General features: G+C 72.3%; 14 protein-coding genes and 1 pseudogene. 7 read left to right on the top strand and 8 right to left on the bottom strand.

All coding sequences use genetic code 11. From position 1 onward, the window contains the following. Positions 1-35 precede the first annotated feature (35 nt). Positions 36-575: an NUDIX hydrolase gene (locus RYN42_RS03545; protein WP_315093774.1), complete on the top strand. Its 540-nt coding sequence runs from the start codon at positions 36-38 to the stop codon at positions 573-575. A gap of 21 nt (positions 576-596) precedes the next feature. Here the strand turns inward: RYN42_RS03545 and RYN42_RS03540 are convergent, their stop codons facing one another. The 3 genes from RYN42_RS03540 to RYN42_RS03530 all read right to left on the bottom strand — a co-directional run bounded on the left by RYN42_RS03540 (position 597) and on the right by RYN42_RS03530 (position 3,655). Then, a complete protein-coding gene (locus RYN42_RS03540) occupies positions 597-806 on the bottom strand; it encodes a chemotaxis protein CheW (RefSeq protein ID WP_315093773.1) in 210 nt (69 codons plus the stop codon). A 146-nt stretch (positions 807-952) separates the two neighbouring features. Next, positions 953-2,806, bottom strand: coding sequence for a carboxypeptidase-like regulatory domain-containing protein (locus RYN42_RS03535; RefSeq protein ID WP_315093772.1), 1,854 nt, complete (start codon positions 2,804-2,806; stop codon positions 953-955). A 123-nt stretch (positions 2,807-2,929) separates the two neighbouring features. After that, complete coding sequence (locus tag RYN42_RS03530; RefSeq protein WP_315093771.1) at positions 2,930-3,655, bottom strand: alpha/beta hydrolase; 726 nt, start codon at positions 3,653-3,655, stop codon at positions 2,930-2,932. A gap of 196 nt (positions 3,656-3,851) precedes the next feature. Here RYN42_RS03530 and RYN42_RS03525 point away from each other — a divergent pair, with 196 nt between their 5' ends. Then, positions 3,852-4,757, top strand: a complete 906-nt coding sequence (locus tag RYN42_RS03525; protein WP_315093769.1) for a hypothetical protein — start codon at positions 3,852-3,854, stop codon at positions 4,755-4,757. Positions 4,758-4,899: 142 nt separating this feature from the next. Beyond that, entirely contained in the window at positions 4,900-5,493 is a 594-nt protein-coding gene (locus RYN42_RS03520; RefSeq protein WP_315093767.1) for a hypothetical protein, read from the top strand. Between the two features lie 94 nt (positions 5,494-5,587). Here RYN42_RS03520 and glnA read toward each other — a convergent pair whose 3' ends face one another. Further along, a complete protein-coding gene (gene glnA, locus RYN42_RS03515) occupies positions 5,588-7,012 on the bottom strand; it encodes a type I glutamate--ammonia ligase (protein WP_315093766.1) in 1,425 nt (474 codons plus the stop codon). Between the two features lie 178 nt (positions 7,013-7,190). Here glnA and RYN42_RS03510 point away from each other — a divergent pair, with 178 nt between their 5' ends. Continuing rightward, the gene (locus RYN42_RS03510) at positions 7,191-7,709 is read left to right on the top strand and encodes an RDD family protein (protein WP_315093765.1); all 519 of its coding nucleotides are present in this window, start codon (positions 7,191-7,193) and stop codon (positions 7,707-7,709) included. 11 nt (positions 7,710-7,720) lie between these two features. Here RYN42_RS03510 and RYN42_RS03505 read toward each other — a convergent pair whose 3' ends face one another. The 4 genes from RYN42_RS03505 to RYN42_RS03490 are packed head-to-tail and all read right to left on the bottom strand — an operon-like array spanning position 7,721 to position 10,678. After that, positions 7,721-8,437: a DUF4191 domain-containing protein gene (locus RYN42_RS03505; protein WP_315093763.1), complete on the bottom strand. Its 717-nt coding sequence runs from the start codon at positions 8,435-8,437 to the stop codon at positions 7,721-7,723. Between the two features lie 42 nt (positions 8,438-8,479). Then, entirely contained in the window at positions 8,480-9,481 is a 1,002-nt protein-coding gene (gene lipA, locus RYN42_RS03500; RefSeq protein ID WP_315093762.1) for a lipoyl synthase, read from the bottom strand. A 48-nt stretch (positions 9,482-9,529) separates the two neighbouring features. Beyond that, on the bottom strand, positions 9,530-10,192 hold the full coding sequence (lipB, locus tag RYN42_RS03495; protein ID WP_315093761.1) for a lipoyl(octanoyl) transferase LipB: 663 nt from the start codon (positions 10,190-10,192) through the stop codon (positions 9,530-9,532). Between the two features lie 9 nt (positions 10,193-10,201). After that, positions 10,202-10,678 carry a MarR family transcriptional regulator gene (locus tag RYN42_RS03490; protein ID WP_315093759.1) on the bottom strand — a complete coding sequence of 159 codons (477 nt, stop codon included), beginning with the start codon at positions 10,676-10,678 and terminating at the stop codon, positions 10,202-10,204. 50 nt (positions 10,679-10,728) lie between these two features. On the opposite strand from RYN42_RS03490, the gene RYN42_RS03485 reads away from it, so the two are divergent. From RYN42_RS03485 to RYN42_RS03475, 3 genes and pseudogenes are all read left to right on the top strand, one after another. After that, positions 10,729-12,972 carry an MMPL family transporter gene (locus RYN42_RS03485; RefSeq protein WP_315093758.1) on the top strand — a complete coding sequence of 748 codons (2,244 nt, stop codon included), beginning with the start codon at positions 10,729-10,731 and terminating at the stop codon, positions 12,970-12,972. 5 nt (positions 12,973-12,977) lie between these two features. Then, on the top strand, positions 12,978-14,003 hold the full coding sequence (locus RYN42_RS03480) for a Gfo/Idh/MocA family oxidoreductase (protein ID WP_315093756.1): 1,026 nt from the start codon (positions 12,978-12,980) through the stop codon (positions 14,001-14,003). A 52-nt stretch (positions 14,004-14,055) separates the two neighbouring features. After that, positions 14,056-14,842 (top strand): annotated as a pseudogene (locus tag RYN42_RS03475) (hypothetical protein); the annotation flags it as partial.

The raw sequence follows: 14,842 nt of genomic DNA, 5'->3' as shown, positions 1-14,842 counted from the left end.
AGCGCAATCCCTGTCTCGGTCTGCGACGCTGAGGCATGACCTGGCGTACCCACGGCTCGACGACCGTCTACGAGAACGCCTGGATCCGGGTCCGTGAGGATGCGGTCGACCGGCCGGACGGGACGCCGGGGACCTACGGCGTCGTGGAGGTGCGCCACCCGGCGGTGTTCGTCGTCCCTGTGACGGACGACGGCGGGGTCGTGCTGGTCGAGGTGGCGCGGTACACCACAGGATCGTCGCTCGAGGTCCCGGCGGGTGGCTCCGACGGCGAGGACCTGCTGGCGGCCGCACGCCGCGAGCTCCAGGAGGAGACGGGCCTGGAGGCGGACCGGTGGGAGCTCGTCGGGTCGATGTTCGCCCTCAACGGGATCTGCCACGCCCCGGAGCACGTGTACCTCGCACGCGGCCTGCGGGCGTCCGGCCTGCCGACCGACCAGGTCGCCGAAGGCATCGCTGCGGTGCGGACCGTGCCGTGGCCCGAGGTGCTGACGCTCGTGGCCGACGGGACGATCACCGACGGCGAGACGGTGGCGGCGCTGATGTACGCCGCGATCGCCCTGGGCCGGGTCGGCTGACCCGGGTCGAGAAGCGGTGCGTCAGCCGCCGAGGCCGAGCGCGCGGCCGATCAGGGCGGCCGTGCCGAGCCCGAGCACGGTCCACCCGATGATGCTGCCGCCGAGGTACCCGGAGTACCGCGCACGCTCGCCGGCGGTGCTGCCCCAGCGCGGTGCGGGCGCCCACCGGATGGTGTGGCTCAGGGTCCGGAGCCGGACGTCGAGGGTGTCGGTGGGGCGGGCGGTGGACATGAGCGCTCCTGTAGGTGCACGCGAACGGGGTGCCGGGGGTGACCGGCCATCTCATGGTCCATCCGGGACGAATCGAGCGGGTGGGCCCTTGGTCCCGGGACACGGCGGAGGACGCCCGGTGCGCCCGGACGCCCTCCGCCGTCGGCTCAGTGGCAGTAGAGCCGCTGGATCGTCTGACCCGTGTCGAGGTACCGGCGGGTCACCCAGCTGAGGTTGACCGAGTACGCGCACGCCGGGTCGGCGGAGACGTCGATCGGGATCCCGCCGGTGCTCGTGCTGTTGTGCGGGCCGGACGCGCCGCCCCGGAACGAGTAGTCCCCGACGACGAACGCCCCGGACGGCGTCTGCGGCGGCACGTGCACGGTGCCGCCGTTGTTGTTGATCGTCACCGAGAAGGTCTTCAGGTGCGGGTGGTCGACCGTGTGCAGCAGGTGGATCGTCGTCGCGCCCGACAGCGGGTTGCAGCCGTTCAGGCGGAGCTCCTCGAGGTCGAGGGTGGCGATGACCGCCGAGCTGTCGAAGATGATCGAGTCGAGCTGGTCGGTGTGCAGGGTGGTGTCCGTGACGGCGTCGCGGACCTCGAAGCCGACCCGGTACCGGCGGACCGGCTCCTGCTCGCCCGCCGGCAGGGTCTCGCCCGCCTGCGCCTTGGGCAGGCCGCCCGGCTTCTTGGTGGGGTGCAACGCGGTGATCGCCGCGGTGTTGAGCTCCTGCAGGTCGAACGTGCGCAGGAAGTTCGACCCGCTGACGGTGACGACGGCGGTCGAGCCGGGCGGGTTGTACATCGGCACCGTCACGGCCGTGCCGTCCACCTGCACGAACCCGTCCGCGTCCGCGTCGCTCGCGCTGACGAACACCGATGCCGACTGCGCTGCGCCGTTGCCGTCCGTGTAGAACACGTAGCCCACGTGCGTCGGGGCCCACTGCGACGTCACCGGCGTCAGGGTGGCGGGCGCGACGGTCGGCGGGTTCGCCGGGTCCTCGCCGCTCGTCCAGGTGTACTCACCCACCAGGAAGCGGTACTTCAGCGGGTGACCGGTGCCCAGGTCGGTGAGCGGGCAGTTGCCCCGCAGCGTCACCGTGCCGCCGAAGACGTACGCGCCGCCCGACGGGTCCGCGTACCCGAGCGCGTCGAACGTGGAGCCCGGCTGGCCGTTGCCCGGGTGGATGTCGAAGACCTCGACCTGCTGCCAGTGCGGCACGGTCTCCGGGTCACCGACCAGCTTGTCGGTGCACAGGTCCAGGCAGAAGCAGTGCCCGACGTTCTGCCGACCCGGCTGGCGGCCGTCCCACTGGGTCTCCGTGATGATCGGCTGCCCGCCGAGCTCCACCGTCACGTAGACGTCGGGACCCTCGGTCAGCTCGACGTTGATGAAGGGCGAGAACGGCGTGCGCCGGAAGTCCGAGGCGAGGTACGTGAGGACGTAGTGGCCCGTCGCGTCGGTGGTCGCCGTGCCGAGCGGGTCGTCCTGGAGCCAGTCGGCGTCGAAGGCCGAGACGACGGCACCCGGGATCGGGCTCTTGTCGTCGCACGTGGTGATCTGCCCGCTGATCGTCCAGATGCCGAAGAGCGCCAGGAGGTGGCACCAGTAGCGGTTCGGGATCGCGTACTCCCAGACCGCGAGGATGTCGTTCTCCGTCTGCCGCCAGCGCGGCTGGAGCGTGGTGACGGCGAGCTGGCGCGGTTCGGCGCCAGGCTCGTGCCGGGGTCGCGGAGGCTTCTCGACGAACAGGTCGAGGTCCAGCGCACCGCCGTCGTACCGCTCGTCGTCGATGGTCAGGACGTACCGTCCCGAGTCCTCGACCCGGGCGACGGCGACGGGCGGCTCGGCACGCTCGCCGTCCGTCACCTCGTGGAACGTCTCCTTGTCGGCCGCGACCGCCCGCTCCGTCGTCCGGTCACCCGTCGACCGGTACGCGCGCAGCTCGAGGCCGGCCAGCGGCTCCCGCACGTCGTGACACAGCGTCCCCCACAGGGACCCGCGAATCTCGTATGCCATCTCTTCTGCCCCCTGCTTCGTGGCACGCACGTCGATGTGCCGCCTGCAGAGGAGGAGGTGTCCCCGGAACAGGAGATACGCAGCCCGGCCGCCACGGGTGCGGCCGGGCTGCGGACGGGGTGGTCAGCGCGCGGTCTTGCCCGCGGCCTCGAGGATGATGTCGGCGACCGCACCGGGCTGCGAGACCGTCACGGCGTGGGACGCGTCGACCTCGACGAGGTGGGCGTCCGCCCGCGCCGACATGAAGCGCGACAGCTCCGCGGGGATCGCGAGGTCCTGCGTCGCGAGCAGCACCCAGGACTCGATGGACTTCCAGGCCGCACGAGTGGCCTGGGCCTCGAACGCCGCCAGCGCCAGCGGTCGCTGGGTGACGGCCATCCGCTGCGCCACCTCGACGTCGACGTCGCCCGCGAACAGCGCGGGGTACCGCTCCTGGTCGATGTAGAGCTCCGGCGCCGTCCCGCCGTCGGGCGTGGTGTACGGGACGGGCTGCGCGGCGCTGCCGAGCTGCGCGCCGGGGAACTTCTCGACGAGGTCGACCAGGCTCTCGCCCGGCTCGGCCAGGAAGCTCGCGACGTACACCAGCGCGGTGACGTTCGGGTTGCCGTCGGCCGCGTGGCTCATGACCGAGGCACCGTACGAGTGGCCGGCGACGACGATCGGACCCTCGATGCTCTCGAGAACGCTCCGGAGGTACTCGCCGTCGCTCTCGAGCCCGCGCAGCGGGTTCGCGGCGGCGATGACGTGGTGGCCGGCCTCGCGCAGGGCGTCGATCGAGCCGTTCCAGCTCGACGAGTCTGCGTAGGCGCCGTGGACCAGCACGATGGTCTGCTTGGCGGTGGTGGTCATGGTGTCGTCCCTTTCGTGAGGTGTGCTGCTCTCTGACGTCAGTGGAACAACGGACATATGCAATATATTGCACGCTCCCGACGGGTCAAGATCCCCGCAAGCCCGCTGCAACCCTCCGGCGCGCAGGACCTGAGCGGCACCCTGATGGCAGAACGGGCAGGAACGGACTGAATCGGATTCATCCAAACGTCCGATCATGTCCGGTCGCTCCGGTGCCGATGACCCGACCATCGGCACCGACGACGATGACGTGGAGGACCCCATGGCCCGACTTCCGGGCGCGAGACAGATCGCCCGCATGACGCCGCAGGAGATCGACGAGACCGCGACCCGGCTGGAGGTCGAGGCCGCCGAGCTCAGCTCGGAGCACGGCCGCACCGAGCAGCTGTTCGGGCAGACCACGGGTGTCGCCGCGGCCTGGGGCGCCTCCGAGTTCCAGATGCAGCTGCTGCAGGGCAGCCCGCGGGACCAGGGGCGCAAGCTCGAGGAGCTGCAGGCGTGCGTCGCCCAGCTCGACGCCGAGCACGACCGCCGCGGTGGGTGGACGCGCGTCTTCCTCACGATCGCCGACGACCCTCCGCTCGCGCACGCGACCCTCGCCTGCCCGGGCGCCGCCGGCCGTGAGCACGTCCGCGTCCCGGACTGGTCGGGGCGCGCCGTCGCCGAGATCGGCGAGGCCGCGGCCGCTCGCGCGTGCCCGACGTGCTACCCCGACGTCCCGTACCACGTGCGCGCCCGCCAGACCCGGATCCTCACGCACGCCGAGCGGGTGCAGCGGCAGGCCACCGGCGTCGCGCCCGTGGCCACCGCGGCGGGCCCGTCGATGGGCTTCACGAACGTCCAGGGCGAGGTGGTCCTCACCCTGGACGGACAGGTGCTGCGCACCGTGGGCGCCGCGGTCGACGAGTACGCCCGCCACGCCGCCCAGATCCGCTGGCACGAGGCGAACGGGCGCCGTTCGGGCTCCACGATCGAGCTGCCGCAGGCGATGTGCATCTACCTGCTCGAGGCGATCGCGGCCCACCGCGGCACGAGCGTCGAGGCGGAGGAGCTCGAGCTCGAGCGCCACGTCGAGGCCCGTCTCCGGCGCGACTGGGGCTGACCGGCGGTCGCTCCGGTGGGAGGGGTGGTGCCCATCGACGACCCGGTGGGGCGACGCCCTCGATCTGTCTGGCGAGGTCGACCGACCTCCCGCCATGATCAGACCGGCGTCCGAACCGGCGCCCGGACGAGGGGGCGTCGCGATGCACGAGCAGATCGAGCTGTTCTACGTGGGAGCCGAGGGCGCGCCTCGCGGGGCGGTGGTGACGACGATCGGCCCGGACCAGGTCACCTGTCGTGTGCACTTCAGCACCCCGGACGGGCAGGTCGGGGGCGGTGAGGCCGTGATCCAGGTCGCCGGGTCGGTCACGTCGTGGACGGGCGTCCGCTTCACGTCCCACGGGACGACCACCGTCGGCCGTCGCGTGACAGCCGACGCGGACTGTCCGGTGGTCCCCAGCTACGGGCTGAGCGCGCTGGTCCTGGAGCTGGTGCAGGGAGCCGAACGCAGTCTCGACCTCGAGCTGCTGGACGAGTCCACGTCGCCCCCGCACACTGTGCGCCCCGCTCGGCTGGTGCGTGACCGCACCGAGGACGTGCTCTCCCCGGTCCAGGGACTCCTGCACGGCTGCGAGCGCGTCGAGCTGACGGTGGCCGGGAGGCGCACGAACACCTACTGGGTGCGCGACGGCGTGGTCGTCGCGAGTGACTGGGCCGGTGCCCGGTCGTACGCCCTCCCGGCGGCGGCCGCGCAGGGAGTCCGGGCTGCCCTCGGGCTCGCGCCCGCACCGGCGTGAGCCGCAACGTGCGGCACCCCCGCCGCCACGAGGGCGACAGGGGTGCCGTTCCTGCAGGTCACCGCCTCACGGGAGCAGCCGCGAGGCGGGACGATCACACGTCGTAGTAGAGCTCGAACTCGTGCGGGTGCGGCCGCAGACGGATCGGGTCCACCTCGGCGTTGCGCTTGTAGTCGATCCACGTCGAGATCAGGTCGGGCGTGAACACGTTGCCCGCCGTGAGGAAGTCGTGGTCGGCCTCGAGGTGGTCGAGCACCTCGGCGAGGGTGCCCGGCACCTGCTGGATCTGGGAGTGCTCCTCGGGGGGCAGCTCGTACAGGTCCTTGTCGATCGGGTCGGGCGGCTCGATCCGGTTCTGGATGCCGTCCAGGCCGGCCATCAGCATGGCCGCGAACGCCAGGTAGGGGTTCGACGACGGGTCCGGCACGCGGAACTCGATGCGCTTGGCCTTCGGGTTCGACCCGGTGACCGGGATGCGGATGCACGCGGAGCGGTTGCGCGCCGAGTAGACCAGGTTGACCGGGGCCTCAAAGCCGGGGACCAGGCGGTGGTAGGAGTTCACCGTCGGGTTGGTGAACGCGAGCAGCGACGGCGCGTGCTTGAGCAGGCCACCGATGTACCAGCGCGCCATGTCGGACAGGCCGCCGTAGCCCTTCTCGTCGAAGAACAGCGGCTCGCCGTCCTTCCACAGGGACTGATGGACGTGCATGCCCGAGCCGTTGTCCCCGAACAGCGGCTTCGGCATGAAGGTCGCCGTCTTGCCGTTCTCGTGGGCCACGTTCTTCACGACGTACTTGAAGAGCATGACCTTGTCGCCGGAGATGGCCAGCTTGTCGAAGCGGTAGTTGATCTCCTGCTGGCCGGCGGTGCCGACCTCGTGGTGCGCGCGCTCGACACCGAGGCCGAGGGCGTCCAGCTGCAGGCTGATCTGGTCACGGATGTCCGAGAAGCCGTCCACCGGCGGGACGGGGAAGTAGCCGCCCTTGTAGGGGATCTTGTGGCCGAGGTTGCCGCCCGCCTCCTCGCGGCCCGTGTTCCACGCCGCCTCGAAGGAGTCGATCGAGTAGAACGACTCGTTCTGCTTCGTGTGGAAGCGGACGTCGTCGAAGATGTAGAACTCGGCCTCGGGGGCGAAGAACGCCGTGTCCGCGATCCCGGTCGACTTGAGGTACGCCTCGGCCTTCGCGGCGACCTGACGCGGGTCGCGGCTGTAGGGCTCGTTGGTGTACGGGTCGACGATGTGGAAGTTGATGTTCAGCGTCTTCTCGACACGGAAGGGGTCGAGGTAGGCGGTGCCGATGTCGGGGATCAGCTTCATGTCCGACTCGTGGATCGCCTGGAAGCCGCGGATCGAGGACCCGTCGAACATCTGGCCCTCGGTGAAGAAGTCCAGCTCCAGCGAGTAGGCCGGGACGTTGAAGTGCTGCATCGTGCCGGGCAGGTCACAGAACCGGACGTCGACGAACTTCACGTCCTCGCTCTTGATGAACGCCAGGACTTCCTCTGGCTTGCTGAACATCCGCTGCTCCTCGGTCAAGTGGTACCCGTGGGGTCGGGCAAGGCGAGGTTACGAGCGCCGAGTTTCTCTGTCGTGTACCAAGTGTTTCGACAGCGTTACGGGGCCGCTCCTCGTGTAACGAATGTTGACCCTATGCCCTGAGGGTGGGGACGCCGGCCCGTTCGCCTACCCTGCTCGGGTGGCGAATCGTCGGGACATCAGCTCGTGGCTCGGTGGCGGCTTCGAGGAGCCGGACCCGTCGGCCGCGGGCACGGAGCAGGGGCGGGGCAGCCGGCTCGGGCTGCCCGCGTCGGGCTCGGGCTCGCTGGCCTCGCTGGGTCGACGGGTCGGCGCGCTCGTCATCGACTGGGTGGCCTGCCTGCTGATCTCGGGCACGTTCTTCGCGAGCGACCCCGACGCGTTCCTGCTGAGCCGCGGCAACCCGATGGCGACGCTCGGCATCTTCGCGCTCGAGAACGTGCTCCTCGTGGGCTCGATCGGCCACACCCTCGGGCACCGGCTGGTCGGCCTGCGGGTCCGCCGGGTGTTCCCGGGTCAGGCCAGCCGGGACGCGGCATGGGCGACGATGGCGCCCGGGTTCCTCAGCGCGCTGGTCCGCACCGTGCTGCTGTGCCTGGTGGTGCCGGCCGTGGTGTGGGACGCCGACGGCCGCGGTCTGCACGACCGCGTGGCCGGCACGGCCATCGTGCGGCGGTAGTCAGTCGGGCTTCAGCGGCCGCGCATGCCCTTGCGGTCCGGGCGGGCGCGCATCGGGTCGACGCCCTTGGGCACCGGGAGCCGGACGCCACCGAGGGCGGTCAGGCGCTTGTTCACCTCGGCCACCTCCTGCTTGGACAGCTTGGGGCGCAGCTTCTGCACCGCGCGCGGGAGCTTGCGCAGCGTGACCTGGCCCTCGCCGTCGCCGACCTGGATGAGCGTGATCGGGGCGCCGGAGATCACGCGAGCCGTGCGCTTGCGCTCGGCCTCCAGAAGCTTGGCGATGCGGGGCGCGGGGCCCTCGCCGACGAGGACGACGCCGGGCCGACCCACGCCGCGGAAGACCAGGTCCTGCGTGCGCGGGTCCACCGCGACGGGCTCCTGCGTGAACGACCAGCCGCGGCGGATGGTCCCCAGGGCGGCGAACGCGGCGCCCGGTTGGCCCTCGATCTGCGTGTAGGCGGCCGTCTCGGCGCGGCGGGCGAGCACGAACATGCCCCCGAGCAGGGCGAACGGGATGCTGAGCACCAGCACGTACACCCACTGGTTCACCAGCAGCCCGATGACCAGGCCGAGCGCGATGATGCCGAAGAACACCGCCAGCACGATCCACGTGACCGCAGGGTCGTGCTTGCGGGTCATCTGGTACGCCTGCCACACCTGGTGGTACCACCGGGTCTTCTTGACCTTGGGTGTCGGTGCGGCGTCGGGGGTGTTGTTGCGGGCCATGGGCCCGAAGTCTACCGACCGATCGGGCTCGTCCTGACGGCGTCAGCGGGCCAGGAGGCTGGCAGCTTCCTGGCGGGAGGTGGTCGGCTCGCCGAGGTGTGCGAGGGCCTCGGGGATGGGCCGGCCGTAGCGGCGCATCGCCTGCCCCCAGAGGCGTCCCGCGCGGTACGACGAGCGCACCAGCGGGCCGGACATGACGCCGAGGAACCCGAGGCGCTCGGCCTCGGCCGACAGCTCCACGAACTCCTCCGGGCGGACCCAGCGGCTGACGGGGTGGTGGCGCACCGACGGGCGCAGGTACTGCGTGATGGTGATGAGGTCGCAGCCCGCCTCGTGCAGCTCGGCCAGGGCCTCGACGACCTCCTCGGTCGTCTCGCCCATGCCCAGGATCAGGTTGGACTTGGTGACGAGCCCGGCCTCGTGCGCCCGGGTGATCACCGACAGCGACCGGTCGTAGCGGAAGCCGGGACGGATGGTCTTGAAGATCCGGGGGACCGTCTCCAGGTTGTGCGCCAGCACCTCGGGCTGCGAGGAGAACACCTCGTCCAGCAGCTCGGGCGTCGCATTGAAGTCCGGGATCAGCAGCTCGACACCGGTGCCCGGGTTGACCGCGTGGATCTGGCGGACCGTCTCGGCGTACAACCAGGCGCCCCCGTCGGGCAGGTCGTCGCGGGCCACGCCGGTGACGGTGGAGTACTTCAGGCCCATCGCCTGGACGGACGCGGCGACGCGGCGCGGCTCGTCGGCGTCGAAGGCGGCGGGCTTGCCCGTGTCGATCTGGCAGAAGTCGCAGCGTCGCGTGCACTGGTCGCCGCCGATGAGGAAGGTGGCCTCGCGGTCCTCCCAGCACTCGAAGATGTTGGGGCAGCCCGCTTCCTCGCAGACCGTGTTGAGGCCCTCGCGCTTCACCAGGCCCTTGAGCTCGGTGTACTCGGGGCCCATCGTCGCGCGGGTGCGGATCCACTCGGGCTTGCGTTCGATGGGGGTCTCGGCGTTGCGGGCCTCGATCCGGAGCATGCGTCGGCCATCGGCTGCGATCGTCACGCCGGTCAGACTAACCCGCGGATGCGACGGGTGCGGGGGAGGCGCTGGTCACACCGGCAGGGCCGCGTGCGCCTGCAGGATCGGGGACAGGGTGTCGACGAGGTGGCGGCGCACCAGGGGCACCACCTCGGCGATGGTCACCCGCCGGCCCGTCTCGACCGAGAGCGACGTGACATCGGCGTCGTCGATGCCGCAGGGCACGATCCGGTCGAAGGCGGCGAGGTCGGGCTCGCAGTTGAGCGCGAAGCCGTGCATGGTCACGCCACGCGACACCCGCACGCCGATCGCCGCGACCTTGCGCTCCCGACGGCTCTCGTCGGCAGCGAACCAGACCCCGCTGCGGCCGTCGACGCGGACCGCCTCGAGGCCCAGGTCGGCGCACGTGCGGATGAGCGCCTCCTCGAGCTGGCGCACGTAGCGGACCACGTCGATGGGCGTCGCGAGCTTGACGATGGGGTAGCCGACCAGCTGCCCGGGGCCGTGCCAGGTGATCCGGCCGCCGCGGTCGACGTCGACCACCGGGGTGCCGTCGACGGGGCGGTCCCACGACGCGGTGCGCCGGCCGGCCGTGTAGACGTCCTCGTGCTCGCAGAGGAGCACGACGTCCTCGCGCGTGCCGTCTGCGACTGCCGCGAGCACCTCGCGCTGCAGCTGCCACGTCGGCTCGTAGGGCAGCAGGCGTGTGCCGAGATCGAGCTCGTCGAACCGCATGCCGTCAGGCTAACCCGGCGGGCCGTCCGGGCCGGGGCCGGCGACGACGACGAGCAGGAGGCGCAGCTGCTCGGCCTGCTCGCGAGAGAGCCCGCGGACGACGAGCTCCTCCGCCAGCGCGCGGTCCGACGCGACGCCGAAGGTCGCCCGGCCCGCGTCGGTGATCGCGATGATGTGCCGGCGCCGGTCGTCGTCGTGCGGGCTGCGCGTGACGTACCCCGTGCGCTCCATGCGGGCCAGCACCCGGCTCATGGTCTGCTCGGTCACCCCGCTGGCGCCTGCCAGCTCCCGCTGGGACATGGGCGCGCGCAGGAGGTGGGCGAGGACGGCGAGGCTGGCGTGGTTGAGGTCCCACGCGGCCAGGTGGGCGTTCCAGTCCCGCTCGACGCGGCGGGCGGCCGACGAGAGCAGGCGTCCGACCGGCCAGTGCGCGGGGTCGGGCGAGGCCGGGTCGATGGTGTCCGCCGACCTGCTCTCCAGCTCCACAGCCGGGCCTCCGTTTGCTCATCCGGGTTACACCACCGATGATACTCAGCATGCTGAGTAATCGCCGGTTCACCCTCGTCCGTGCCGTCCTGGTCGGCGTCGCCCTCGTGGTGTGGCTCGGCATCGGGTCGGTCGGTGGGATGGCGCAGGGCAAGCTGTCGCAGGTCCAGACGAACGACGCCTCCGCGTTCCTGCCGTCGTCGGCCGAGTCCACCAGGGCCGCCGAGCAGAGCAGGGGCTTCGTCGACACGGAGACACTACCTGCGCTGGTCGTGCTCCAGCCCGCCGACGGCGGCGACGTCACCCCTGACCAGCTCGCCGCCGTGCAGGAGTGGGCGCAGGGGATCCCCGACCACGCGCTGCCGGAGGGCAACGACGGCACGTGGTCGCAGTACCTGGTCGGCGAGCCGGCCGTCGTCCCGTCCGAGGACGGCGAGGCGCTGCTGGTCGCGATCTCCCTGGACGGTCAGAAGGCCGAGCAGCTGCTGGCCGACGACGAGCGCGTCACCGGCTCGTTCGTCGTCGCGCTGCGCGAGTCCCTCGACGGGGAGCTCGGCGCGACGGCCGCCGCCGCCGGCGAGCTCGGTCTGCAGGCCTGGGTCACCGGACCGGCCGGCTTCGTCGCTGACCTCGTCACGGCGTTCGGCGGCATCGACGGCGTCCTCCTGCTCGTCGCACTCGGTGCCGTGCTGCTCATCCTCGCCGTCGTCTACCGCTCGCCGTTCCTGCCGTTCGTCGTGATCTTCACCGCCGTGTTCGCGCTCTGCCTGGCCGGGCTCGTGGTCTACACCCTGGCCAAGAACGGGACCCTGGTGCTGAACGGGCAGTCCCAGGGCATCCTCTCGATCCTGGTCGTCGGCGCGTCGGTGGACTACGCGCTGCTGCTGGTCGCCCGGTACCGGGAAGAGCTCCACCACGTCGCGCACCCCGCCGACGCCATGCGCCGCGCCCTGCGCGCCTGCGTCGAGCCCATCGCGGCCAGCGCCGGCACGGTCATCGCCGGCGTGCTCTGCCTGCTGCTGTCCGACCTGGGGTCCAACCGCAGCCTCGGCCCAGTCGCCGCGATCGGCATCGCGTCGGCCCTGCTCGGCGCCCTCACGCTGCTGCCCGCCCTGCTGCTGGTGTTCGGCAAGCGCTCCCGGGTGCTGTTCTGGCCGCGGGCCCCGCGTGCCGATGCGGTCGTCGCGCAGGGTGCCCCGGTCGCCGATCCCGCCGCGGGCTCTGGTGTGTGGGCGCGGCTCGCGCGCTTCGTCGGCCGGCACGCACGGCCCGTCTGGATCCTCACGGCGCTCGTTCTGTGCGTCGGCGCCGCGTTCCTGCCCAGCCTCAAGGCGTCCGGCACCAGCCAGGTCGACATCTTCCTCACCGACGTCGACGCGGTCTCGGGCGAGGCCGTGCTCGGGGACCACTTCCCGGCCGGTGCGGTCCAGCCCGCGATCGTCATCGTCGACGAGTCGGACGTCGACGCGGTCACCGCGGCAGCGCAGGACGTCGACGGCGTCGAGACGGTGGCGCCGTACACCGGGGCACCCGCCGGTGCCGGAGCACCGACGACCGGTGCTCCGCCGGTCGTCGTCGACGGACGCGTCCGGCTGGACGTCACCACGACCGCGTCGGCCGACACGCAGGCGGCGGTCGCCGCGGTCGAGGAGCTGCGGACCGCCGTGCACGAGGCCGCACCCGGCGCGCTGGTCGGCGGCGCGGCGGCCGAGACGCTCGACACGCAGCTGGCCAGCGAGCGCGACCTGCGCGTCATCGTGCCCGTCGTCTTGCTGGTGATCGGTCTGATCCTCATGCTCCTGCTGCGGTCCGTGGTCGCCGCCGTGCTGCTCCTGCTGGCCAACGTGCTCTCGTTCGCGGCGGCGCTCGGGGTGGCGGCGATCGTGTTCAACCACGTGTTCGGCTTCGCCGGCGCCGACCCCGTGGTCCCGCTCTTCGCGTTCGTCTTCCTGGTGGCGCTCGGCGTCGACTACTCGATCTTCCTGATGACCCGCGTGCGCGAGGAGTCGGTGAAGGTCGGCACGCAGGCCGGGGTGGTCCGGGGGCTCGCGGTGACCGGGGGCGTGATCACGTCGGCGGGTGTGGTGCTGGCCACCACGTTCGCCGCCCTGGGCGTCATCCCGCTGCTCTTCCTGGCGCAGATCGCGTTCATCGTGGCGTTCGGCGTGCTGCTGGACACGCTCGTCGTGCGCAGCCTCCTGGTGCCCGCGCTCGTGCACGACATCGGCCGCGGCACGTGGTGGCCCAGCGCGCTGTCGAGGCGCCCGGCGGGGGTCGGCACCGACCTAGAGTGAGCCGCATGGAGGCGCTGCGGGTCGGGCTGGTCGGGTACGGGGGAGCGGGCCGGGGGATCCACGCCCGGCTGCTGCGGGAGGCCGGACAGCGGGTGACCGCGGTGGTCACGCGCAGCCGTGCGGCGCAGGTGGAGGCGGACTGGCCGGGGGCCGCCGTCGAGCCCGGCGTGGACGGTCTCCTGGCCCACGCCGACGAGCTGGACCTCGTGGTGGTCGCGAGCCCGACCGGTGAGCACGTGGCGCACGTGCAGGCCGCGCTCGGCGCGGGGCTGCACGTGCTCGTCGACAAGCCGCTGGCCACGTCGGCCGCCGACGCCGAGCTGCTGGCCGCGCGCGCCGACGGGCGACTGACGGTGTTCCACAACCGCCGCTGGGACAGCGAGCAGCTCACCCTGCTCGGCCTGCTGGCCCGCGGGGAGCTGGGGACGGTGCACCGGTTCGAGCGGCGCTGGGAGAGGTTCCGGCCCGTGCCGCAGGACCGCTGGAAGGAGAACGACCCGCAGTCCGGCGGGCTCCTGCTCGACCTCGGCGCCCACCTGGTCGACTCCGCGGTGCAGCTGTTCGGCCCGGTCGAGCAGGTCTACGCCGAGCTGCACGCCCGCACCACCCCGGCGGTCGACGACGTCTTCCTCGCCCTCGTGCATGCCGACAACGGCGTCGTCAGCCACCTGCAGGCGGGCGGCGTGGTCGGGGCACCCGGTCCGCGGACGCGCGTGCTCGGCGACGGCGGCGCGTACCTGGTGACCAGCTTCGAGGGCGAGCCGACGCCGTTCGCCGCGCTCGACGACGCGTACGAGGAGACCCGCCGGCCGGGCGAGCCGGTGCACGAGGGTTGGCTGGTGCGCGGCGCCGACCGGCGGCCCGTCCCACGAGCCGCGGGCGGCCATGTGGACCTCTACCGTGCGGTCGTGCGGTGGGTGGTGGACGGCGGACCGGCTCCCGTGGATCCCGCCGACGCGGCGCGCACGGCCAGGGTGCTCGACGCGGCCGTGGTCTCCGCCGCCGAGCGCCGGGTGGTCCGCCTGCCCTGAGGCTGTGCACGACGGGCGACGCGCTCGCGCCGACCGGTCTTGGATGGCCCGCATGGACAGCCTGCTCGTACCGAGCGACGTGGAGGACGCCCTCGCGGCGGCGGGGTTCCGGGCGGTCGAGATCGTCGGGACCGGGTGGCTGGCCGAGCCGCTCGACGGCTCGGACCGACGCCTCGAGCTGCACGTCGTGCCCGCGGTCGTCGACGACCGGCTCTCGGAGCGTGCGGCGCGGTTGCGCGGGCTCCGGCACGAGCACCTGCCGCAGGTGGTGGAGGTGCTGGACCTCGCGCCTGGTCGGGTCGCTCTGGTGGTCGAGCACGTCCCCGGTCTGTCGCTCGCGCAGATCCGGGCCGCCCGTGCGCCGCTGACTGACGGGGAGGCCGCGACGGTCACCATCCCGCTGGCCGGTGCGATCGACGCCCTGCGGGGCGCCGGGCTGGCGCACGGTGCGGTGAGCGCGTCGTCGGTGGTCCTGCGGCCCGACGGACGTCCCGTGCTGATCGACCTGGGAGGTGCGCTCACCGGCGCCGACGACCCCGCGGCGGACCTGCGCTCGCTGCTGAGCACCGTCCTGGCGCAGATGCCCGGGGCGGACGTGCACCTGGTCACCGGCGTGCCGGGGGAGGTGACGCTCCGGGACGCCTTCACGGAGCTGCTGACGGCACCTGGGGTGTCCTGCGACGACGCCGTGGAGGAGTGCTACCGGGTCACGCAGCCGGAGCCCGTCCGGCTCCCGGACGCCGGTCTGCTCGCGTCGTCGGCGCTGTCGGCCGTGGCGCGCCAGGCCGAGCCGGCGCGACAGGTGGCCGGGACGCGGCGCGAGGAACGGGCCCGACGCC

The sequence above is a fragment of the uncultured Cellulomonas sp. genome (assembly GCF_963527515.1).
Classification (GTDB): Bacteria; Actinomycetota; Actinomycetes; order Actinomycetales; family Cellulomonadaceae; genus Cellulomonas.
This window is presented reverse-complemented; position numbering and strand designations above follow the sequence as displayed.